This is a genomic window from Desulfovibrio sp. JC010 (genome assembly GCF_010470675.1).
Taxonomy (GTDB): Bacteria; Desulfobacterota; Desulfovibrionia; order Desulfovibrionales; family Desulfovibrionaceae; genus Maridesulfovibrio.
Genome location: NZ_VOIQ01000014.1, coordinates 57,267 through 80,469, shown reverse-complemented (window position 1 = coordinate 80,469; position 23,203 = coordinate 57,267). Strand labels below are relative to the sequence as shown.

18 protein-coding genes are annotated in these 23,203 nt (G+C 47.5%); 15 read left to right on the top strand and 3 right to left on the bottom strand.

Annotation, left to right across the window (positions count from 1 at the left end; all coding sequences use genetic code 11):
- Positions 1-39 precede the first annotated feature (39 nt).
- From FMR86_RS15745 to FMR86_RS15735, 3 genes are all read right to left on the bottom strand, one after another.
- Positions 40-4,248 carry a hypothetical protein gene (locus tag FMR86_RS15745; protein WP_163352362.1) on the bottom strand — a complete coding sequence of 1,403 codons (4,209 nt, stop codon included), beginning with the start codon at positions 4,246-4,248 and terminating at the stop codon, positions 40-42.
- 620 nt (positions 4,249-4,868) lie between these two features.
- On the bottom strand, positions 4,869-5,402 hold the full coding sequence (locus FMR86_RS15740; RefSeq protein WP_163352361.1) for a hypothetical protein: 534 nt from the start codon (positions 5,400-5,402) through the stop codon (positions 4,869-4,871).
- A gap of 666 nt (positions 5,403-6,068) precedes the next feature.
- Positions 6,069-6,392 (bottom strand): DUF805 domain-containing protein, encoded by a 324-nt coding sequence (locus FMR86_RS15735; RefSeq protein WP_163352360.1) that lies wholly within the window; start codon positions 6,390-6,392, stop codon positions 6,069-6,071.
- Positions 6,393-6,841: 449 nt separating this feature from the next.
- Between FMR86_RS15735 and hmcA the strand changes: the two genes are divergently transcribed.
- From hmcA to FMR86_RS15660, 15 genes are all read left to right on the top strand, one after another.
- A complete protein-coding gene (gene hmcA / locus FMR86_RS15730) occupies positions 6,842-8,479 on the top strand; it encodes a sulfate respiration complex hexadecaheme cytochrome HmcA (protein ID WP_163352359.1) in 1,638 nt (545 codons plus the stop codon).
- 29 nt (positions 8,480-8,508) lie between these two features.
- A complete protein-coding gene (hmcB, locus tag FMR86_RS15725) occupies positions 8,509-9,585 on the top strand; it encodes a sulfate respiration complex iron-sulfur protein HmcB (protein WP_163352358.1) in 1,077 nt (358 codons plus the stop codon).
- Complete coding sequence (hmcC, locus tag FMR86_RS15720; RefSeq protein WP_163352357.1) at positions 9,586-10,758, top strand: sulfate respiration complex protein HmcC; 1,173 nt, start codon at positions 9,586-9,588, stop codon at positions 10,756-10,758.
- Positions 10,759-10,851: 93 nt separating this feature from the next.
- Positions 10,852-11,013: a sulfate respiration complex protein HmcD gene (gene hmcD / locus FMR86_RS15715; RefSeq protein WP_163352356.1), complete on the top strand. Its 162-nt coding sequence runs from the start codon at positions 10,852-10,854 to the stop codon at positions 11,011-11,013.
- Between the two features lie 23 nt (positions 11,014-11,036).
- The gene (gene hmcE, locus FMR86_RS15710) at positions 11,037-11,714 is read left to right on the top strand and encodes a sulfate respiration complex protein HmcE (RefSeq protein ID WP_163352355.1); all 678 of its coding nucleotides are present in this window, start codon (positions 11,037-11,039) and stop codon (positions 11,712-11,714) included.
- 33 nt (positions 11,715-11,747) lie between these two features.
- The gene (hmcF, locus tag FMR86_RS15705) at positions 11,748-13,136 is read left to right on the top strand and encodes a sulfate respiration complex iron-sulfur protein HmcF (RefSeq protein WP_163352354.1); all 1,389 of its coding nucleotides are present in this window, start codon (positions 11,748-11,750) and stop codon (positions 13,134-13,136) included.
- Between the two features lie 57 nt (positions 13,137-13,193).
- A complete protein-coding gene (locus FMR86_RS15700; protein WP_163352353.1) occupies positions 13,194-14,087 on the top strand; it encodes a universal stress protein in 894 nt (297 codons plus the stop codon).
- A 21-nt stretch (positions 14,088-14,108) separates the two neighbouring features.
- Entirely contained in the window at positions 14,109-14,462 is a 354-nt protein-coding gene (gene divK / locus FMR86_RS15695; protein ID WP_163352352.1) for a DVU0259 family response regulator domain-containing protein, read from the top strand.
- A 141-nt stretch (positions 14,463-14,603) separates the two neighbouring features.
- Positions 14,604-14,975, top strand: coding sequence for a DVU0259 family response regulator domain-containing protein (divK, locus tag FMR86_RS15690; RefSeq protein ID WP_163352351.1), 372 nt, complete (start codon positions 14,604-14,606; stop codon positions 14,973-14,975).
- A gap of 51 nt (positions 14,976-15,026) precedes the next feature.
- Complete coding sequence (locus FMR86_RS15685; RefSeq protein WP_163352350.1) at positions 15,027-16,976, top strand: response regulator; 1,950 nt, start codon at positions 15,027-15,029, stop codon at positions 16,974-16,976.
- Between the two features lie 100 nt (positions 16,977-17,076).
- Entirely contained in the window at positions 17,077-17,508 is a 432-nt protein-coding gene (locus FMR86_RS15680) for an Rrf2 family transcriptional regulator (protein ID WP_163352349.1), read from the top strand.
- A 24-nt stretch (positions 17,509-17,532) separates the two neighbouring features.
- Positions 17,533-19,800, top strand: coding sequence for a PAS domain S-box protein (locus tag FMR86_RS15675; protein WP_163352348.1), 2,268 nt, complete (start codon positions 17,533-17,535; stop codon positions 19,798-19,800).
- Positions 19,801-19,923: 123 nt separating this feature from the next.
- Positions 19,924-21,138, top strand: coding sequence for a response regulator (locus tag FMR86_RS15670; RefSeq protein ID WP_163352347.1), 1,215 nt, complete (start codon positions 19,924-19,926; stop codon positions 21,136-21,138).
- Positions 21,125-22,252, top strand: coding sequence for an HD domain-containing phosphohydrolase (locus tag FMR86_RS15665; protein WP_163352346.1), 1,128 nt, complete (start codon positions 21,125-21,127; stop codon positions 22,250-22,252). Before FMR86_RS15670 ends, FMR86_RS15665 begins: the two co-directional genes overlap by 14 nt.
- A gap of 45 nt (positions 22,253-22,297) precedes the next feature.
- Entirely contained in the window at positions 22,298-23,185 is an 888-nt protein-coding gene (locus tag FMR86_RS15660; RefSeq protein WP_163352345.1) for a transporter substrate-binding domain-containing protein, read from the top strand.
- Positions 23,186-23,203: the final 18 nt, after the last annotated feature.

Below are 23,203 nucleotides of genomic sequence, written 5' to 3'. Positions count from 1 at the left end.
ACATACCGCCCCGCTTTCATAACAAATTAAAAACTGAACCTATACCTGCTTAACAGGTCCATCAAATAACAGATAAGTATTGCTTGATTCAATCCAGTCCAGATGGTTCAACTCAGATTCTCCAGCCCTCTTCGGCACTTCTTTAAGACCAACCAGCTTACAATATTCATCATAAGCCCCTTCTTTTGCCGGATCAATTCTTACTGCCATATCCTCACGACCGGGGATACTGAAGATTTCAGAATCAGGTGCGATCTCTTTAATCCTACCGAAAATTCTATCATAAGAGACTGACATCAATCTATTGGGCTTGAGTCTGATATAGACATGAGCCCCATCAACACAAGTCTTATCCTTAAAAAAATGTTCCAAAACTTTATCTGAGTTAGCTATAGTCAGTTCTGCACGTTCAGTTAAAATATCATCATAAAAACACTTTGCTATCTGGAGAATACTATCTAGTCTGTCAGCCCCTCCATTAAAAACAATAAGCATGTCGTGTTTACCATCACTTAAATAGAATTCATCTTCTTTCGTAAAAAGATTTACACAATCTTCGATAAATTCCTGCTTTCCTTCTTTCAGCCTGGCAATAGTTACATTGCAATCAGAAATACGCTCAGAATCACTTAATTTTATATCGTGGTGTTCTTTAAAGACCATTTTCAAACGGTGAAGCATATCAAGTCTAGTACCGATTCTATTAAGGGAGACATACAAAAATGCAATGGCCTTAGATTTGGGAGCATCTAAAGACTGACTACAATTTCCTCTAGTAGGAACATGATTATTATCAAACAATCCTTTGAGTTTGAAACCCAATTCCCATCTCGGATGGTAGGCCATCATGCGTTTAGCATCTGAATTCGAAGAAATAATCTTGATGCGTTCAAGCGGAACACCTTCATTACTTACAATACAATCATACCTTCCTAAGGTAGTAACACAATGATCCATAGGTAATTTTGGTTCTGCTTCGCGAAATGGAGTTCTATTCCACAAAAAGCACTTACTATCTATTTGCCCTCTATGCATAGCCTTACCGCCAATTTTCAAACGACCAATAACATAGTTTTGCAATTCACTTGCACACCCACAATCTTTAGAAGCTCCGTACGCCTCAACGATATTATCATAGAAATCATTCATCTCCATATATTCACTATCTGCAGGAGAGTCTTTGTATTTAGACTTTAAAATACTATAAATTGGCAAGAAATCATTTTGCAGCCTATTACCGTTAACATCTTTTACTTTTGAAAAAATTTTATACAACTCATAAAGTTTAAAAAGAATAATTCTATCTAAATAACGCCTAACACATTCACTGGAAGACATAATAAACAACTGACACAACAACACAGCAGGAAAATGTCGAATAAAAGACTTTTTAGGATCTACAGGATACTGAAAATACAGCTTAATTTTATCTAATACTTCCTTTGGATAAAAAGATGAATTCACCGACTGTGAGTAATTGAAATAATCTGTAAGATTATCAGCTTGAGGATTGTACTCATCTTTATTAATCATATTTGCAAAAATCTTATTTGGAGGCATCTTCAAAAAATTATCAGCACAAGAAATATATAATTCATTAAGACACTTATCTGCTACATCGTTGTCCACATATTCTTTTAGCGATGGAAACAAAACCTTTTTCCATTTAGAGTCAACTGAATCTTTTGCTGGATCGCCACCCTTATCAAACCCCATAAATTCAGCAACATAATTAGGATCAACATAATGCTTAACATCATCCATACTACGGAGTCCGCTATCTAAAGACCTCCAATACTTTGTTTCTTGTTTTGAGCCAACAAAAGCCCCCAACAACCAAGTACGTAAATCTGCATAAAGAGGGTCTTTCACAAGTTCTTCTTTGTCAATACAATTGCGCAGCAGTGCGCCACAAATAATACCGAGATGATGACTTTTACTCTCGGTCTGGTTTACATGAAAATCAACAGCAATCTGATGTAACGTCCGACCAAGAGCCCATTTTTTATGAATTACTTTATATCTATATTCTAATAACAAATTATTGTTATCATCTTTTGCTTCTCTACCAATTAAACTTACGGACTTAGACAATTTAGAATCTCGATCAACACGCAAGGGACTATTGGGAGCGACTAAATCAAGTGCCCTAAAAACTGAACACGTCCAAGGAATATCTTCTAAGTATGAGAATAAAACTGGGTTACAACAAAGGTAACAATACTTACCAGCTTCAACGCTTTCAGAAGACTCTGCACTAGAGGAGCCCTTATCATACACTTCTGTATCAAGCCCCACTTTTTTATTACTGCAACGACAAGTTCTATACTTTACATCAGAAATACCATAAACATCTTTCAACTCATCAATTTCATATTTCGTAAAAACAACTTCATCAGCAGAATTGATATTCGTTTTATTCTTTGTATGAATCTTTTTTAAATGTGAAATTTTTTCTTTAAAAAATGAAGCTTGCAAAAAATCTCTAACAGACCCATGCAATCCTCTAGTGTGACGCGGAAGCTCCATATCACCGTGCTTCCACCCAGAACCAGAACCGTCTTTATGCGTGTAATTTGATTCAAGGTCACAACTCCAATAATCACTGTAATGCAATTCCCGCCAACGCTTGAAATCTTCTGCTAGTTTTTTTTCTACTTTAAAAATCTTTAAATCATCCTGAAAAGCTTTCCAAAAAATATCTACACTTTCAAATGTAGACAGTTCGTCTTTTTTTCTAGCAGAACTCATATCTTCTTCAGGAACTTCATTACGGATGGACTGACAAATATCCCTTATTCCAGCGACAAGTTGCTTCTCCAAGGGGAATTTTGCATCATTCTCTTCACCTTCCCCAAAAAAAACATCGCTTAACTCACACAACGACATTAAACGGAAAAACCAATTCCAATCATGGAGTTGAAAAAATTGAAGATTATTTTTAATGTCTAACCTATGAATTTTATCCAATTTTACAGGCGTATGCCCATCACGCAAAAGCGTTTCTGCGCCATAGCAGATATACTCCAGAAAAAAAGCAAAGAGATACGCCCCGGATTTAGAAACCAATGCAAGTAAATCTACAGGGATTTCAAGAAAACCTTTAGTTACATGGGGATTTGACGGATTTATCCGCTTTGCTGTTCCATAAATATAGCTGATAAACTCATCAAAAACATTCATATCAGCAGAATGATCAATCTTCTCACCATACCCTCCCCATACCTCAAGTGCTACAGCATGAGAGACCTCGTGAGCAATAATACTCTGTAAATCCGGACGGTTAGGGGTCCAATAAGAGCTACTTACCGCATATGTCGGCTTACTGTTCCCAGTGGGACTGTTACTGTCATTGATGACTCGAAAACTAGATATGTTTTTATGCGCCCACTCATGATGAACAATATTCGAACCGGGCTTCAATTTGTCTTTATTCTTTGCATCAAGAGCATATTTACTCGTAATATCTAAAAAGGTATGAATTTCTTTATAAGCATCCTTACAGCTATCAACAAGAAACTGGCTGAAAAAATTGTGCTCCCGGTACCACGATGTAAGGTACGGGGGGTCTTCATTCATGGTTCTTTCAGAATTGCGCCCAAAATTATTCTTGATTGCGCCGACTCTTTCTACAATATCACCAAGAGTATGCATTACTCCGCGACGCAATATCAAAAACTGTATTATCGCAGGCCAATCACATTCATAAGGAGTACCATTTTGCTGATCAGCACCAAAATTATAGGGGAAAGCCTCTTCAGCATAATGATTAAAAAGCAATTTACATTCTAAAACACTGCGTTTGATCAACTGTAGAGATCTAAAGGTGTAGTAGTGCCGTCTCCTATCCATGCTCTGGTTATAACTCCACCATGTAGCATGCAGATCTTCAGCTATTGTCTTTAATAAACGCTCAAGTTCTGGTGATCTAACCCACTTGCCAGAAGCATCGTCCTCATCCCCGTCAGAAACGCTATTCTCAGTATCCAAACTCGTCATAGCCGGACAGGAAGGAATCCACTTACGAATTTCATCAGAAATATCTGTAATATCTTTTATCTGCTGACGTTCCCACAGATAACGTTCTTCATATTCAAGAAGCGAATTAAGTGACGCAATACCAAGTGTATGTGACACACAAGTCTGCAAGTGCCTGATATCCATAAACAACGTGTCTATGCGGTCAATTACATCTGTGTATGTAGTAAAAAGCAGAGCGTTGGTGTATGAGGTGTTTTTTGTAGGCATGTGGATTCCTTAAATGAGCATAACTTAAATTTTTTACTTTAAATACCTAAACATTGATTTATCTTGAGAAAAAATCGGATTTTTCCTATAATCTACACCTTTATCTATATGCAGAAAGCTGGCGTCAGTATATTTTTCCATACGATCATAACATTGAACACAGCTCCCAGAGCTACCACCCCAAGTATTATGCTTTGGGCTTAAATTGCATGAAAAAATACCTTTGCCTGGAATAAACTTTGGATTAATTTTATGAGGCCAATATTCTTCGCCAAACCTAATTCCAACCCACCTATTAAACGGTCCCGGATCTACATCTTTTATAGAAAAAAAATATGTTCGTAATGGGTTGAAAAAACTACCGGGCGAGCTACTAGGACAACAGTGCGACCTAAATGAGGAAAATTGAATATCAACTATCTTCTGACAAAAAGGACATTTAATTTCCGTGTCAGTATATTCACAACAATGTTTGGCTTGCCCCCTCTCCTCATACCATCCTTGAACAGAGGGGCCCTTCGGCTTTAGTTGTTTACTGCCAAAATAAACATAGCTAGTGGACCAATCGTCATTACTATATAATTCCGAATGAAAAATACGAATTGAATAAGGCATTACAACTAAAAATCGTAAAGAAATTTTAAATCAGCATAGGCTTCATCGCTAAGATCTGTGTCTATGGAACCAACTCCAATATAAGATCGTAGTTGTTCCAATTCACCCACATCAGTAGAGTATATATCAGGAAACAACTCGCTTTCTTCATACATACTACTACTCGAATTTGTAACATCAGGTCCTGATTTAAGTACAAATCCTGATTTCAAATGTTCATATACACTAGATTTAAAATCTAACCTACCCGCTGCAACTTCAAGATCATCATTTTTTTTATAAGGTTCAGTCTCTGTAAGAACTTCTGGTTTCACATCATCAAAGACAGATACTGGCTCACAAAGACAGCTGGCAGATAAGACTATATCTTCTCCAGCACCAAGATTATTGTCAGTATCTTCATCTAATAGCAAATCATACACAGCATATTCACCTGTACCAAACGGAAGAGTATATGTATCTTTATGATTATAATAAAATTCTTTCAATGTAGGATTAGACGTATCACTTGGTTTATTATCTTCTGTAGTATTAGTCATCTCACTCACCCTATGGCAGCTTAATTTCTATACCTGCCATACCCCGTTAAAAATAAATAGAATAAAAAAATACCGCATCATGAAGCACAGACTGCATCATAATACGGCTTGTAACGGCCAGGGCGTGAGACCCTTAATAAAAAATGAAATAACTGCTTCGCAAATATTAAGACATGTGCACCAAAAGAAATTTCCGAGTGCCGATCAGGCCACTCTATTGACTCACAAATACAAAAGACCCTCTTAAGGGTATACGGACACATATATTCTATCCAAGAACCACTCATTCCAGCTCGACTTTATTATATTGTTTCAACTCAACCATAGAGCAAGCTATAGCTTTTATGCGCTTTGTTTTATAGACTCTACATGTTTTTTCAAAAATAAGTCAAACGAAATTTATACATTATTTTCAAAAGTCAACCCCAGACTCGCAAAATGTTTTAAAATTAAGCAGAACCACCCGACTCAACCACACCCTGCTTTTCTTAAACACACTGACACTTCAATAAATAAACAACATTAACTCAAACCTGAATATCAATAATTGAATGTTACAACTTTAGCTCGAACCAAATACGAGCGTTAATATTATTCAAAAAAACGAAAGGACTTAAAACACCCAATACTTCAAGTCCTTTCTCACAAAACAATATTTACAGCTTCTCAATCCTGCTTCAAACAAACAAAAACCAGATAAGCCAGTCCGACAACCGGAATTAATGCTGCCAGCACCAGCTTGGGATCACGCCCCAGTGCATTCAGCCTGCGTACAAAGAGAGCAATACAGGGAAGCAAAGTTCCGAGCATAAAAAGTCCGCTCAGGGTATTAATCACCTTGTGTGCAAAGGCATGGTCAATTGCGTAACCCAAAAACAGCAGCATGCAGATAATACCACCGTGCCAGAGCAGGAAGCGACCGAATTCACCTCGGTCCGCCTTTCCGCTAAAATCATTAAATTTCTTCAATATTTCAATATAATAGTTCATTTTACTTTCTCCTGATCCACCGACATTTAAGCCGTTTTCTTCGGCACTTATTCGTTTCTAATCCATTTTCTGTCAAGATTTTTCAAACCGACTTAAATTAAATTCACATTCATTTCCTGCGCATACCTAGAGCCACACTTAATTCAGATCAAACCAGTATGAATAAACAGGTTTCAGCAGCTTAGATTTTTTAAAAACACCCCTTGACGGAATGTAGACGAATAACATACCTATCGGGCAGGTATAAAAACCTATCGACTCAGGAGGTATTAATACCAACCCAGTCGATGGGGAATGAGGCGCACCGGAACGGTCTTAAGCGTATTTCCATTACACGGCTTTCCATGGGGGAAGTAACAGCCGGGAATAACGATAAAAAACCGACCGGAGCAACAAAGGCCCGGAGTATGAAACTTTGTGGCCAATTGCATTGAGAGGGGATCCATATCATGGCAAACGGAAAGAAACTATTGCGATTGTCCGGTATCCTGATTGTCCTGGCCGGGGTGCTCGGCTTCCATATGGAAGCGATGAGCATGGTCGGAACCCCGCAGGAAAACGGCAACAAGCGTCCTGATCTGATTATGATCGACACTATTGCCGCTCAGGAAGAACTGGAACTGCCTGCTGTTGTGTTTCTCCACGATACACACACCAAGGCTGTGGCTGAGCAGGGCAAGGACTGTACTGCCTGTCACCAGAAAAACGAAGGGACCGTGTCCTACAAGTTCATGAGACTTGAAGACGGCAGCCCTGAAAAACTCAAAGAAATTTACCACAACGGTTGTATCAGCTGTCATGCTGCCGACGCCAAGGCCGGAAAGAAAACCGGACCTCAGGTCGGAGAATGCCGCAGCTGTCACATGGCCGACCCTGAAATCAAAGCAGAGCGCGCTCCCGCCGGCATGGAGAACATCCTCCACTACCGCCACTGGGATTCCAAGCTCATCGCTAAAGATGAAGGCCAGGACACCAATTGTGGAGCCTGTCACCACGTATACAACAATCTTGATAAGAAGCTTGAATACGTAAAAGGACAGGAAGAAAACTGCAGCGTATGTCACACCTCTGAGCCCAAGGGCGCAGTAAAGCTGACCACCTCCGAAGCCTACCACGGTCAGTGTGTAAGCTGTCACCTTGAAATGCAGACTGCAAAAGCGGATAAAACCGGTCCTGTCGACTGTGCCGGTTGCCACGGCGAAATGCAGGCTGCAGACATCAAGAAAGACAACGCTGCTGTTCTGAAAAAGCTGGGCAACACTCTGCCCCGCCTCCCCAGACAACAGCCCGATGCTGTTCTGATCACCGCCCCGGTACAGGAAAAAGTTGCTGTTAAAGCAACCATGGCTGCCGTAGCTTTCAACCATAAGGCCCACGAAGGCTACACCGACTCCTGCAGCTCCTGCCACCACGATACCATGAATAAGTCATGCTCCTCATGTCACACCGTTCGTGGTTCCAAAGACGGCGGATTTGTCACTCTCGACAAGGCTATGCATAAGGCAGACAGCACCAGATCCTGTGTGGGCTGTCATGCTGTAAAGCAGAAAGATCCTAAATGTGCAGGCTGTCATGAACTGATGCCTAAAAACGTAATCCAGTCCGAAGAGACCTGCGCGGTCTGCCACAACGGACCTGCTTCTACTTCCAGCGAACCTGTCACCATGGATGCCTCCGCCAAGGCCGCCATTGCGTCAAAGCTGATCATGAAGCGTCCCGAGTCTCCGGCACTGATTGCGGAAAAGGACATCCCTGAATTCGTGACCATCAACGTCCTCGAAAATGAATACGAAGCCAGCAAACTGCCCCACCGCAAGATCATCATGAGCATGGTCGACGGCATGAAGGGTGATGCAATGGCTAACGCCTTCCACAGCACACCCCTTACCGTGTGCGGAAGCTGCCACCACAACAGCCCCGCAAGCGCGACTCCTCCGAGCTGCGCCAGCTGCCACGGCGGTAAAGTTCAGGACGGACGTCCGGCCCTCAAGGCTGCTTACCATGGTCAGTGCATGACTTGTCATGACTCCATGAACATCAAGAAGCCTGCTTCAACTGACTGCACCGCATGTCACGCGAAGAAATAAAAACGGATAGCCTGAAGGAGAACAGATAAATGTTACGCAGAACATTCCTCGGAATGCTGGGCGCAGCCTGCGTGGGAGCAAGCCTCCCCGCAGGAGCTGAGGCCGCAGGCAAGGAGTTCAAAGGTTATCCCGGAAGCAAGGGTGTACTCTTTGACGCAACCCGCTGCATCGGCTGCCGCAAATGCGAAGCAGCCTGCAACAAGGTCAACAAACTTCCCAAACCTGAGAAGAGCTTTGACGACCTTGCCGTGCTGGACGAAAGACGCAGAACAGACGCAAAGACCCACACCGTGGTCAACAAGTACGGTACTCCGGAACATCCCGTATTCCGCAAGTCGCAGTGTAACCACTGCCTTGAACCTGCCTGTGCGTCCGCCTGCTTTGTAAAAGCATTCAAGAAACTGCCCAACGGCGCAGTTGTTTACGATGAGTCGGTTTGTGTCGGCTGCCGCTACTGCATGGTGGCCTGCCCCTTTGAAATCCCGACTTACGAATATGATGAGCCCCTGACCCCGCGGGTTATGAAGTGCGACATGTGCGCCGCCCGTCAGGACAAGGGCCAGCTCCCCGGCTGCGTTGCCGAGTGCCCCAAAGAAGCACTCGTTTTCGGCGAAAGGGAAGAACTGATCCTCATCGCCCGCGAGCGCATCCGCCGCAATCCCGACCGTTACGTCCGCCACATTTACGGTGAAGACGAAATGGGCGGTACCAGCTGGATGTACCTCTCCGGTGTACCCTTCAAAGAAATCGGCATGCGCGAAGACCTCGGCACCAAGTCCGCACCTGAACTCACTGCCGGTGCTCTGGCAGCGGTTCCCATGGTTGCAGGCCTCTGGCCCGTACTCCTCGGCGGCATCTACGCGGTAAGCAAACGCAACGCGAAGGTAGCCGACGAAGAGCGCAAGGAAGCGGTGGAAAACGCAATTGCCAAGGCAAGTGCTGAAGCTGAAAAGACTCTTTCCGATGCTCTTGAAAAGGCAGATGTTGCCAACAAGCGGCAGATCGAAGTCGAGGTCAAGAAAGCCGTGGAAGAAGCTCTGAAGCCTGTTGAAGAAGAGCCTGAAGGTTCGGACGAGGCTGGAAACAGCGAGAAGGAGGAATCATAAATGTCCACTCCCGCAAGCAACGGCCCTAAATCGGCCTTCAATACCTTCAATCTGGTGGCCGGAGCCATCCTCGTAGTGGGTCTGATCCTTACTGTGCTCAGATTCACTCAGGGAATCGGTCCCGTGACCAACCTTGATGACAACAACCCGTGGGGAATCTGGATCGGATTCGACCTGCTCTGCGGTGTTGCCCTTGCAGCCGGCGGATACACCACTTCCGCAGCCTGCTATATCTTCGGACTCAAGCGTTTTCACTCCGCTGTGCGTCCGGCAATCCTGACCGCCTTCCTCGGCTACGCCCTTGTTGTATTCGCTCTGCAGTACGACCTCGGACGTCCCTGGAGGCTGCCGTACCCCATCTTCGTTTCCCAGGGAACAACCTCCCTGCTCTTCGAAGTTGGTCTGTGCGTTATGCTCTACCTGACTGTGCTCTTCGTTGAGTTCACTCCGGCCATGTTCGAATGGCTGGGCTGGAAGAAAATCCGCAAAGTGGTCGTTAAACTGACCCTCGTGCTGACCATCTTCGGCGTAGTGCTCTCCACCCTGCACCAGTCATCACTTGGCGCGCTGTACACAATCGCACCGTCCAAGCTGCATCCGCTCTGGTATTCACCCTACATGCCGCTCTACTTCTTTGTTTCAAGTATTGCAGCAGGTATGTCCATGGTCATCTTCGAGGGCTCCATGTCCCACAAGAAGCTGCACCGCATGATGGACGAAGAATACCTCAAGCATCACGACGGCGTAGTCTTCGGATTCGGTAAGGCTGCCGCACTTGTTCTCTTCGGCTACTTCTTCATTAAGACAATGGGCGTAGCTTACGACAACAACTGGCACTACCTTGTATCCGGTTACGGACTGCTGTTCCTGACTGAAATGCTCGGCTTCGTGGCCCTGCCCTGCTTCCTCTATGCAGTGGGTGTCCGCGACAGAAACCTCAGCCTGATCAAGAAGGCATCGATCATCACCGTGCTCGGTATTGTCTTCAACAGGTTCAACGTTTCCATGATCGCGTTCAACTACCATCTGCCCGCTGCTGACAGGTACTTCCCCAGCATGACTGAAATCGGAATCTCCGTATTCATCGTTACTCTCGGTGTCGTGATCTTCCGTTTCATCACCACCCGGATGCCCATTTTCTTCGAGCATCCTGACTACAAGGGCGATCACTAGAAGCATGTCCATCGAATCCACTCCTGTGGATTCGATGAAAAAACAAACAATTCAGACATGAAACTAGATCGACTTTATTAAGGAGAAAGTAAAATGGAAGCACATAACCTTCAGGAATACTACACATTCACCAAAGGCATCATTTACCTTCTGATGGGTGGAGCACTGGTCGGCGTGACCCTGTTCTGGCAGTTCCTCATGGGCGGGAAAGCCTACCGTGACGAAAACAAAAAGAACTACGGCGACCACCACTAAGCCGGATGTGAGGAGATAATATTATGTATGAACTTCTGACAGGGCCATTCATGTGGCTGGTTTTCGCAATCAGCTTCGGCGGCCTGCTGGTACGCGTAGTGCTCTACTTCAAGGGCCTGAGCCAGCAGCTGGACCGCGTGGCATATAAAGCCCACCTGTCCTACGGACTTAAGGGCGCGTTTAATTCAATATTCAGCTGGCTGAACCCTGTGGGCGCACGCGCATGGAGAAAAAAGCCCGGCTTTACCCTTGTATTCTTTGCATTCCACATCGGACTGCTTGCTACTCCCATTTTCCTTGCAGCACATAACATCATGCTGCAGGAAAACGTGGGATTCGGCCTGCCGCAGATGCCCGCTTTCCTCGCGGACCTGCTCTCATGGACCGTTATTGTAGCCTGTGTCGCAATCGTACTGCGCCGCATCGCACTCCCGGAAGTAAGAATCCTGACCACAGCATATGACTATCTGATGCTGCTCATAACCGTAGCTCCCTTTGTGACCGGCCTCATCGCCCGTTACCAGATGGGTGACTACCAGTTCTGGCTGCTGGCACACATTATCACCGGCCAGATCTGGCTGCTGTGCCTGCCTTTCACCAAACTCAGCCACTGCGTGCTCTTCTTCTGTTCCCGTGCCCAGCTCGGAATGGACTACGGCATCAAGCGCGGCGGCCTGAAAGGCTCCACCTTCTCCTGGTAACAGGAAAAAACACAGCCAAACAGGAGTAAGAAAATGCCTCAAGGTAAGCTTTGTAACAGACAGCCGATCAACACTGACGAGCAGCTCAAGCTGACTCTCTCAGACAAGAGCGGCAAGCAATACTACGCTGAAATGCAAGAGCTGGATGTGGATACCAACGCTCTGTGGGCCACCATCCAGAAAACCATGAAATCCAGAATTAAAACCTGGCTCGAAATATGTGCCCACTGCGGCATGTGTGCGGACAGCTGTTTCCTCTATCAGGTAAACGACTGCGTACCCGAGCAGGTTCCTTCTTATAAGATTCAGTCCACCCTCGGACACATCGTCAAGAAGAAAGGACAGGTGGACAACGAATTCATGCGCAAATGCATGAAGATCGCATGGTCCCAGTGCACCTGCTGTAACCGCTGCGGCATGTACTGCCCCCACGGTATCGACATGGGTGTGATGTTCTCCTATCTGCGCGGACTCCTCTACTCTCAGGGATTCGTTCCGTGGGAACTGAAGATCGGTTCCGGCATGCACCGCGTATACCGCGCACAGATGGACGTAACCACCGAGGACTGGGTTGAAACATGTGAATGGATGGCCGAAGAGACCGAGGAAGAATGGCCCGGCCTGACCATCCCGGTTGACAAGCAGGACGCCGAGATCATGTACACCTGTAACGCCCGTGAGCCCAAGCACTACCCGGAAGATCTCGCAGAAGCTGCGGTACTCTTCCACGTGGCGGGAACCAACTGGACCGTGCCTTCCGAAGGCTGGGAACAGACCTCGCTCTCCATGTTTGCAGGTGACTGGGAATGCTGCAAGGACAACGTCAACCACGTATACGACGCCATTGAGCGGCTCAACCCGGCCCGGGTAACCGGAACCGAGTGCGGCCACGCCCACCGTGCCACCGTCATCGAAGGCCCCTACTGGGCCGGACGTAAAGACGGTCTTCCGCCCAAGCCCTACATTCACTATGTTGAATGGCTGGCTGAAGCACTGCGTGAAGGCAAGCTCAAGATCGACCCCGCAAAACGCATCAAAGAGCCTGTAACTTTGCAGGATTCCTGTAACTACGTGCGTAACCAGGGTCTCAAGGATGTAACCCGCGAAATCCTCAGCTATATTGTTGAGCCGGGCTACTTCGTTGAAATGGCTCCCAATAAGGAACACAACTACTGCTGCGGCGGCGGTGGCGGATTCAACGGAATCGGCCTCTACCGTGAACAGCGTAACGTGGCCCTGCGCAAAAAGATGGACCAGATCCTCGATACCGGGTGTAAGCTGGTCATCGCGCCCTGCCACAACTGCTGGGACGCCATCCGTGACCTTGAAGAGGAATATGAAATCGGCATCCGCTGGTCCTTCCTCAAGCCTCTGATTATCGGTATGCTCGATATTCCTGAAGGCATGCGTGTCGAATGGTAGTAACACCCGTCTCTTTGACAGGTGATCTGATATTGTCCGCAACGAACGAGGTGTCACATGTTTAAAAAAATCCTTTTGGCGACCACCGGCTCCCCCGCGAGCTTCGGTGCCGCCCGCGTAGCATTCGACATGGCGAAACGCTACGATTCTGAAGTAACCATCTTCCATGTTGTGGGTGTGCCCACCAAGGCATTCTCCCACGTTGTCAACGATGTGCGTACCGGTGAAGAGGTTGAGATTGACGAAGAATATCTCAGCTGGGTCGAAGAAGAACTCAAGACCACCTTTGCCAAGCAGTTCGAAGGAGCTGACAACGCCAAGATCGTTCTGACAACCGGTGTACCCGCCCGTGAAATCCTGCGTGAAGCCCGCAAGGCAGACAGCGACCTCGTGGTCATGGCTGCCAGCTCCGGGGAAAACGCTTCCTTTCACAAGGGCTATCCCGGAAGCACCCTGCAGAAGGTGGCCAAAGCCGCCCGCTGCCCGGTCCTTTCCATACACCGCGAATCCGCATCCTACTGGGGCGGGTTCTCAAATATCCTTTTTGGTACCGACTTCTCCAAGCAGGCTGAGAGCGCATTCAAATTCGCACTCTCCACTGCCCGCGAACTCGACTGCGACCTGACTATCTTCCATGCCCTGGACATCAGCGGCAAGGTTCTGGACCAGAATGAAATCGAGGAAAACCTGATTGCAGCCCGCAAGCGCATCAGAGCTACCTATGTCCCGCTCATGGGCGATTTCAAGAACTATGACATCGAAGTATGGGAAGGAACTCCCTACGTCGAAATCGTCAAGCTCGCCCGTGAAAAGAGCGTGGACCTTATCTGCCTCGCCCATCACACCAATGAGCTTGATCCGGAAAGAGCACGTATCGGCTCCACCGTGGAGCAGGTAATCCTCCGGGCCAACTGCCCGGTGGTCAGCGTCAGCAAGCCCGATAAAGTTTAGGGGAAAAAGGAGGAGTTAATTATGTCTAAGAAGATCTTAATTATAGATGACGATCAGGATATCCGTTCATACCTTGGCGATCTCTTCGGTGACAACGGTTATGAAACCGTTATGGCTGAAGACGGGGCAGTTGCAATGGAGGTTGTAACCGCAGAAAAACCCGATCTGATCACCCTTGACCTTGAGATGCCGGGCGAGTGGGGTCCGCGCTTTTACCGCAAGCTCAGCCAGAGCGATGAGTTCAAAAGAACTCCGGTAATCGTAATCAGCGGACTTCAGGCTAACAAGTACGCAATTCCCAAGGCAATAGCCACTCTGACCAAGCCCTTCGATGCCGAAGAGCTGCTCAGAATTGTGAAAGACACAATCGGCTAACGGGAATCCATATCGAGGCCGGTCAGCGCGTGTGTGCTGACCGGCCGTTTTTTTAACTTGAAAGAGTGCGGAACTAAGGTGTAGGCTTCTCCTCCACAGGAGGTTTTGCAACCCCCTGCAATACCTAAAAAGGTGACAAGCATGCCCAAAAAAATAATGGTAGTGGACGATGATCCGTACATTGTAGACTACCTTGTGAACGTATTTGAGGACCACGGATACCTCACCTGCCGCGCTTTTGACGGGACTTCAGCCTATGACGTTGCCATAGCTGAAAACCCGGACCTGATCACGCTTGATCTGGAAATGCCCAATGAATGGGGACCGAGGTTCTACCGCAGACTGACACTGGAAGAACGCTTTGCCGAGATTCCGGTAATCGTCATCAGCGGACTGCCCGGCATTCATATGGCCATCAAGCGCGCGGTCGCCACGATCAAAAAGCCTTTTGACCCTACCGAGGTCATTGAAATTGTGCGGAAAGCATTGGGAGAAGACGGGGATCAGGATTAAGCTGCCCGTCTTTCGTTATTTACGGTTTTCATGCTTTCGTGAGGTGCGCCGATGAGTAATAAAAAGCTGCTGCTGGTTGATGATGAAGAAGGCATTCGCCGTTTTCTGGGACTGACCCTGATGGATCTGGGGTATGAGGTGGAAACCGCTGAAAACGGTGAAGCCGCGCTTAAGGTTGTTGAAAAAGTCGCTCCGGCAATAATCCTTACCGATATAAAAATGCCGCGCATGGACGGCATTGAACTGCTCAAGGCTGTCAAAACAGACTACCCGCACATCGAAGTGATCATGCTCACCGGACACGGTGATCTTGACCTTGCCATTGAATCCCTCAAATCAGAAGCAGCTGATTTCATTACTAAACCCATTGATGATCAGGTTCTTGAAATATCCCTTAACCGGGTTATGGAAAAGATTGAGCTTAAGGAAAAACTCCGCGAGCACACCGAAAACCTTGAACGTCTCGTGGAAGAAAAAACCCAGCGCATTATCGAACTGGAACGCCAGAACGCTGCTTGTCAGGTGGTGGAAGGTTTAAGTGAAGCCCTCTCCAGCGCGGCCCACGAAGTTGAAACCGGGAGCGGACTTTTCAACGAACTGCCCTGTCTTGTTTCAATCCACAACCGCTACCTTGAAATTGTCGCCGCCAACGAACTTCTGAAAGAGCGTCTCGGTGAAGTGGTGGGCAAAAACAGTTTCGATATTTATTCCGACCGCGAATCAGCAGGTAACGCCTGCCCGGTTCAACTTACCTTCCAGACCGGAAAAGGCCAGCGCAGTAAAGAAACTTTCATCGGAAGGGATGGTGGAGAAATACCGGTCACAGTCTACACCGCCCCCATCCCCAATAAAGACGGCGACATTGAACTGGTCCTCGACATTTCCGTGGACATGACCGAACTCAAACGCCTTAACGATGAGCTGCTGGAAACGCAGTACAAATTTCAGCGTCTTTTTGACGAAGCCCCCTGCTACATTTCAGTCCAGAACCCGGACTACACCATTGCCGAGGTCAACCGACGTTTCAAGGAAGATTTCAATGAACCTCTCGGCGCGCCCTGCTACGCATCATACAAACACCGCGAACATCCCTGCGAAGAATGTCCGGTACAACGCACCTTCAAAGATGGAAAAACCCATCAGACTGAAACCGTGGTCACCACCAAGAACGGTGAACAGAAAAATATGCTGGTCTGGTCCGCGCCTATCCGTAATGCCTACGGTGAGATCAAACAGGTTATGGAGATGTCCACCGACATCACCGAAATCCGCCGTTTGCAGGACCACCTGACCTCACTGGGATTCATGCTCGGCTCCATGTCCCATGGCGTAAAAGGCATGCTCACCGCACTTGATGGCGGCATCTACCGCCTTGAATCCGGCCTGCGTAAGAATGATCAGGAACGTGTCGGAGAAGCTGCTGTTGTGCTCAAAAATATTGTGGGCCGGGTCAAAAAAATGGTGCTGGATATCCTCTACTACGCCAAGTCCCGTGAGATTGAGGTTGAGACTGTTCCCGCTGGCCATTTCCTGCGCGATACCGCCGCCCTGATCGTACCCAAAGCCGCAGCCGCTGACGTAAAATTCAATATGGATATTCCCGAAGAAATGGGCAGTATTGAAGTGGACAGCAGTTCCATGTCCGCAGCAATTGTCAACTTCCTTGAAAACGGTGTGGATGCCTGCGAGTATAAAAAGCCGGACCATGAATACTTCATCAATGTTTCCGCCCGCGACCTCGGCGAGAAAATTGAACTGACCATAAGTGATAACGGTGCCGGAATGGACCGCGAAACCCGGGATAAAATATTCACCCTATTCTTTTCATCAAAAGGCAAACGGGGAACCGGGATCGGGTTGTTCATTTCAAACCAGACCATTGAACAGCACGGCGGCAGTATCACCGTGGAATCAGAGCCGGGCAAGGGCACAACCTTCACCATCACCCTGCCCCGCAAAGTTGAGCTCAAGAAACAGACTCCGCTCAGCCAGTGCTCATAGCACCGGTTACCCATTGCACCTTTCAATCCAACCTGTATCCTGTTATAAGAGCAAGACAGGACACAAGATAATCTAATAATATTAAGCCAGTAGATTTAAAATGAAACTTACCACCCGCTCAAGATACGGCGCAAGACTGCTGCTAGACATTGCCCTGCACTCCGAACACGGCCCGGTGCCCAGCAAGGATTCCGCACGCCGGGAAAATATTTCACTCAAGTACCTTGAAAAAATACTTAAACTTCTCAAAGAAGGCGGATACATCATCGGCAAACGCGGCCCTAACGGCGGCAACGTGCTGACCATGCCCCCGGAAAAAATCACCCTCGGCAAGCTTACGGAAGCACTTGAAGGCGAAGATATCATTCTCGATTGCGACGGTGACGTGACCACCTGTCCGCGTGCTGCGGTCTGTCTGCGCCGTTCCATCTGGGATGACGCCAATCAGGCCATGTACAAAATGCTCGATTCCTACACCCTCGCCGACCTGATAAAGGACGCGAACCTCTGCCCCATGGACAGGCCGGATTAATTTTTAAAGATCAGGGGATGTAATTTGTTCAAAAAGTACCGTCACACCCTGATCATGAAAATGATCCTTTCCGGGGGAATCACCCTGCTCCTGAGCGTGATTCTCTGGACCAGTTTCAATGTGGTCTTTTTCAAAAAGAACGTCACCGGCAATATCCAGTCCGATATAGCCATGCTTTCCGATACCGTGCTGCTCAGTCTGCATCACGCCATGCTGCTCGACTCCAAAGAGTTCATTCAGAACGACATCAACAACATCAGCAGGCAGGGCGAAATCAAGTCCATCCGGGTTATCAATAAAAAAGGAGAGATCATCTACTCCAACGACCCGGATGAAATCCACAATGTCATCGACATCAAAAGCCCGCCCTGTTGGAACTGCCACCAACACGATGATCCTCCGGCCACCATGGACCTTGAACAGCGCACCAGACTGAAAACCGTAAACGGCAGACAGTTCATGGGCATCATGACCCCGATCCCCAACTCGGAAGGGTGTGCTCCGGGTCCCTGTCATGTTCACGCTGTTGATGAGAAACTGCTCGGTCTGCTTGACCTTGAAATATCCACGGAAAAGAAAAACTCCATGTTGGCTACTTTTGAACGGGCCAACTTCGGAATTGCACTGGTCGTATTTATTGCAACATTCGGTGCTCTTTTCGTATTTGCCTACAATTTCATATTCAAACCTATCAGCCAGTTAATCACGGCCACCCGTGAATTCGGATCGGAACAGGATTTTGTTGAAATACAGCTGGCCCAGACCGATGAAATCGGCACCCTTGCCGATGCATTCAACATGATGGGCAGGCAGGTACAGGAAAAACACCGCGCCCTGCTGGAGCAGAAAGAAGAATACCGCGACCTCTTTGACAATGTACCCTGTCTTGTTTCCGTGGTTGATCTCAACTTCAAAGTCATCCGCCACAACAAGGCTTACGAAAAGCATTTCGGCAAACCGCGCGGCAGGCAGTGTTACCAGATCAACAAGGACCGCGACAGCAAATGCGAAGAATGTCCGGTGGAAAGAACTTTTTTTGACCTGACCCCGCACATGAGCGAGGAATCAGGTCGATCCAAGGACGGCAACCCCATCCACTGGATCGTTTACACTTCCCCCATCAAAGACCGTGATGGAAAAATCGTCGCCGCCATGGAAATGATGCTCGACATTACCCGCCGCAAGGAACTCGAAGTAAGCCTTGCCGCATCCGAGCAGCGTTACCACGCAATTTTTGATTCCATCCCCGAAGCGGTGTTTGTGCTTGATGCCGAAGATCTGTCCATCCTCAACTGCAATGACCCGGTGGAAGAAATTTACGGCTATTCGCGAAAAATGATTCTGGGCAGTTCTTTCCTGCATCTTTTCCGCGAAGAAGAACGGCCGGACTACGAACACCTGCTTAAGGTAAAACAGGAAATCGGCCCCTGCTCTCAGGTCACAAAGTCCGGAACCGCCATCTATGCCATACTGCGTATTTCCCCGGCCGAATTTGACGGCAATAAAACCCTGATCATCACCTGTAGTGATGTGACCCAGAAGCTGGAAGCCGAACAACAGCTGATTCAGGCAAGCAAGATGAGTACACTGGGTGAGATGGCATCCGGGGTGGCCCATGAACTGAACCAGCCCCTTGCAATCCTCAAGACCATCAGCAACCTGCTTATGCGCAAGGCTTCGCGGGATCAGGAAATAGAACCGAAGATTCTGCGTGAAATGGCGGAAGGTGTGGACACCCACGTCAACAGGGCCAGCAAGATCATCGACCACATGCGCGAGTTCGGCCGTAAATCAGATATGAAAACCATGCCCGTGCAGGTCAACGATGTGCTGCGCCGGGGATTTGAATTTTTCAGCAGGCAGCTGACCCTGCGCAATATCAGCGTTGAATGGAACCTGAACAGCCATCTGCCCATAATTATGGCCGATGCCAACAGACTTGAACAGGTGGTCATCAACCTGCTCATCAATGCCCGAGATGCAATTGAAGAACGCTGGAAAGACGCAGTTCCTCTGGCTGATGACAAGAAAATATACATTTCCACAGACTTCAGCGAAGATGAAATAACAATTGAAATCTGCGATACCGGACCGGGCATTCCCGGACATATTCAGGCCCGCCTCTTTGAGCCGTTCTTCACCACCAAAGACGTGGGCAAAGGAACCGGGCTGGGCCTTTCCATATCCTACGGAATCATCAAGGACTACAACGGAACCATAACCGCATCCACAAAGCCGGATCAGGGAGCCTGTTTCACCATCACATTTCCGCGTGGGGATGGGGCGGAATAATATTGTATTATAAATATTCATTTACCCAAGATAAGCATTGTTATTTCCTTTACAAAAAAAACAAAAAGGCGATATTAATAAAGCAAAGATCACAATTCTAATAAATCTTACATAAGGTGCAATATGAGCCCGAAAATTCTCTTTGTCGACGATGATAAGAATATTCTGGACAGCTTCAGGGCCATGATGCACGGCCTGCGCAAGGAATGGAAAAGCAGATTTGCTTCCACCGGGCGGGACGCGCTGGAAAAGGTCAACAAAACTGAATTTGACGTTGTTATTTCTGACATGAAAATGCCGGATATGGACGGCTGTGAACTGATGCGCAATGTAGCCGACATGCAGCCGGACACAGTCCGCATCATGCTATCCGGACATTCGGACATGCAGTCACTGCTGAAATCAGCAAAGCACACCCACCAGTTTCTGAGCAAACCCTGCAATACAGAAGTCCTCATCGAAACAATCCGCAGGATGCTGGAACTACGCCCTATTCTTGCAGACCAGAAAGTCAGGACAATAGTAACCGGGCTGGACACCCTGCCGGCGCTGCCGGATTTATACATTAAAATAACCCGGGAACTGAACAAGCCTGAACCAAACCTGCAGAGGATCGGAGAACTTGCCAGAATGGATCCGGGAATATCCACAACTCTGCTTAAAGTAGTCAATTCATCTTTCTTCGGTTTCTACGGCTCTGTTTCCTGCCCTTCCAGAGCAGCTGTGCTTCTGGGCACTAACGTGCTTAAGGGATTGATTCTCGGGGTACATTTCCTCCAGGAGCTGGATACAGACATCCTCGGCCATTATTCCATAGAGAAACTCTGGGGACACTGCCTGCAGACAGGATATCTTGCCAAAGAAATATGCGCCTTAATGGATATGGACGAAAAGACCGCAACAGACTGCTTTGTGGGCGGTCTGCTCCATGACATAGGCAAATTCGTATTCATCACCGAGATGAACACAAAATACAAAGAAGTTCTTAAACACGTCCGGGAATTCGGCGGCCCGGTTATTGATGTGGAAAAAGAGATTCTCGGAGTAAGCCACGCGGAAGTGGGAGCTTACCTGCTGGGTTTATGGGGATTCAGCAATGATATCGTCAAAATGGTCTACTACCATCACTCCCTTGAAAATTGCGCAGATACGTTTACTCCCACCCATGCAATCCATACAGCGGATGTGTTGCAACATGAACTTATTCCTCACAGTAGCGGCTATATATTTTCGGAATTCAATGCAGACAAGCTGGCAGAGGCAGGTCTTTTAAAGTATATTAATGACTGGCGTGCTGCATGTAACAACCTGTTGGAGAATGCACATGAAGAAAAATAAGATTCTTTTTGTAGATGATGAACAGAATATACTGGATACCTACAGAGCCCTGCTGCGCAAAAGATTCAAAGTGCAAACAGCTCTCGGACCGGAAGAAGGATTGGAAAAAGTCAGGACTTCAGGACCGTATGCAATTGTTGTTTCAGACCTGAAAATGCCGAAAATGGACGGGATCACCTTTCTCACCAAAGTGAAGCAGCTTTCGCCGGATACAATCCGGGTCATGCTGACCGGCCACGCCGACCTTGAAGCTGCAATTTCCGCGGTTAATGAAGGATCTGTATTCCGTTTCCTGACCAAACCCAGCTCCATTGATGAAATGATCCGCACCCTTGAAGCGGCCATGAAGCAATATTCGCTGGTCATGGCCGAACGGGAACTGCTGCGCGGCACATTACGGGGAAGCGTGAAGGTACTCACCGACATTCTGGCACTGGTCAACCCGGAAGCCTTCGGGCGCAGCGAAAGAGTCCGCCGGCTGGCCGGATATGTAGGCCAACACCTGAACCTGAAGCAGACCCTCTACCTTGATCTGGCCGCCATGCTGGGCCAGCTGGGCTGCGTAACCTTGCCGGATACAGTTCTCCAGAAAGTCTTTACCGGGGAGGATATGACTGACGAGGAACGCCAGGGCTACGACATGCACCCTTCAGTAACTGCGGGCATGCTTGCCCAGATTCCACGCATGGAAACAGTTTCAGAAATCATCCAGCACCAGAATGACAGGCTGGATGAAAACCCGACCATGCCTGTTGAGTCAAGAGTGCTGAAGGCATGCCTTGATTATGATTCCCTTATCCAACAAAAGATTGATAAGATGGATGCAATAGGCATCCTGCGCGGCATGGAAGGTATTTACGACTCCAAAATTCTGGACGTCCTTGAAAAAGGAACAGCTGGAGAGGATGGATACGTGCGCCGCGAAATTGATCTTGAGGAACTCAAGGCGGGCATGATTCTGGATGAGGGACTCTGGAGTGAAGACGAAGTGCATCTGATTGCTGAAGGTACTGAAATGACTGAAACGGCAATCATAAGAATAAACAATTTCAGCAGGGCCAAGAAGCTGCCTCCCAGGATCCGCGTTCTTGTCCCGCTCAAATATATTGACTGACAGAGGTAAGCCCCCCCGGAACATTCTAAAAAGCGGAGAAAAAATATGAGCCTTAAGAAAAACACATCCTTTTTCGCTGCAGCCATGTCCCTGCTTATAATAATATTTGCCGGAACGGTTTTCGCTTCCGATCTTGACCAGATCAAAAAAAGAGGAACCCTGCGGCATCTGGGAATTCCCTACGCAAACTTTGTAACCGGTCAGGAAACCGGATTAAGCGTGGAAGTGATTAAACTTTTCGCGGCACATCTCGGAGTCAAATATGAATTTGTGCGCTCCAACTGGTCCACTATTTTCGGTGACCTGACCGGAACAATGGTCAAACCCGATGGGGACGGTGTTGAGTTTCTGGAAAAAACCCCCATCAAAGGGGATATCATTTCCAACGGTTTGACCAAGCTGAAATGGCGGCAGGAAGTCATCAACTACTCCGAATCGACTTTTCCCACGCAGGTCTGGTGTGTTGCCCGTGGAGACTCCCCGTTAAAGCCCATCAAGCCCAGCGGAGACATTGATGATGATATCAAAGCGGTCAAGAACATGCTCAAAGGCAAAAAAGTCATGGGCAAACAGGGGACCTGCCTAGCTCCGGGGCTTTACGGCATTGACTCCAGCGTTGCCACCATCATCAATTTTCCAGGCAGCCTCAACGACATAGCACCGGCGATTATCAAAGGAGAAGCCGACGTGGCCCTGCTTGATGTTCCGGATTCGCTGGTTGCGCTGAACAAATGGCCCGGAAAAATCAAGGTAATCGGTCCTATTTCCCATCGGCAGACCATGGGTGCCGGATTTCGCAAAAATTCACCGGAACTACTCAAAGAATTCAATGAATTCTACGCCGAACTCAGGAAAAGCGGCGAATACAACAGGCTGATAAGGAAATATTATCCTGCAGTATTCAGCTATTACAGAGAATTTTTTCAAAATTAATCCCTTTCGCTAAGAGGA

Bases quoted from the DNA above. Each gene is read 5' to 3' on its own strand.
- hmcE (WP_163352355.1), top strand. From the start codon at position 11,037: ATGTATGAACTTCTGACAGGGCCATTCATGTGGCTGGTTTTCGCAATC.
- FMR86_RS15660 (WP_163352345.1), top strand. From the start codon at position 22,298: ATGAGCCTTAAGAAAAACACATCCTTTTTCGCTGCAGCCATGTCCCTG.
- hmcD (WP_163352356.1), top strand. From the start codon at position 10,852: ATGGAAGCACATAACCTTCAGGAATACTACACATTCACCAAAGGCATC.
- hmcB (WP_163352358.1), top strand. From the start codon at position 8,509: ATGTTACGCAGAACATTCCTCGGAATGCTGGGCGCAGCCTGCGTGGGA.
- divK (WP_163352352.1), top strand. From the start codon at position 14,109: ATGTCTAAGAAGATCTTAATTATAGATGACGATCAGGATATCCGTTCA.
- FMR86_RS15685 (WP_163352350.1), top strand. From the start codon at position 15,027: ATGAGTAATAAAAAGCTGCTGCTGGTTGATGATGAAGAAGGCATTCGC.
- FMR86_RS15665 (WP_163352346.1), top strand. From the start codon at position 21,125: ATGAAGAAAAATAAGATTCTTTTTGTAGATGATGAACAGAATATACTG.
- FMR86_RS15735 (WP_163352360.1), bottom strand. From the start codon at position 6,392: ATGAACTATTATATTGAAATATTGAAGAAATTTAATGATTTTAGCGGA.
- divK (WP_163352351.1), top strand. From the start codon at position 14,604: ATGCCCAAAAAAATAATGGTAGTGGACGATGATCCGTACATTGTAGAC.
- FMR86_RS15745 (WP_163352362.1), bottom strand. From the start codon at position 4,248: ATGCCTACAAAAAACACCTCATACACCAACGCTCTGCTTTTTACTACA.
- hmcC (WP_163352357.1), top strand. From the start codon at position 9,586: ATGTCCACTCCCGCAAGCAACGGCCCTAAATCGGCCTTCAATACCTTC.
- hmcF (WP_163352354.1), top strand. From the start codon at position 11,748: ATGCCTCAAGGTAAGCTTTGTAACAGACAGCCGATCAACACTGACGAG.
- hmcA (WP_163352359.1), top strand. From the start codon at position 6,842: ATGGCAAACGGAAAGAAACTATTGCGATTGTCCGGTATCCTGATTGTC.
- FMR86_RS15670 (WP_163352347.1), top strand. From the start codon at position 19,924: ATGAGCCCGAAAATTCTCTTTGTCGACGATGATAAGAATATTCTGGAC.
- FMR86_RS15680 (WP_163352349.1), top strand. From the start codon at position 17,077: ATGAAACTTACCACCCGCTCAAGATACGGCGCAAGACTGCTGCTAGAC.
- FMR86_RS15700 (WP_163352353.1), top strand. From the start codon at position 13,194: ATGTTTAAAAAAATCCTTTTGGCGACCACCGGCTCCCCCGCGAGCTTC.
- FMR86_RS15740 (WP_163352361.1), bottom strand. From the start codon at position 5,402: ATGACTAATACTACAGAAGATAATAAACCAAGTGATACGTCTAATCCT.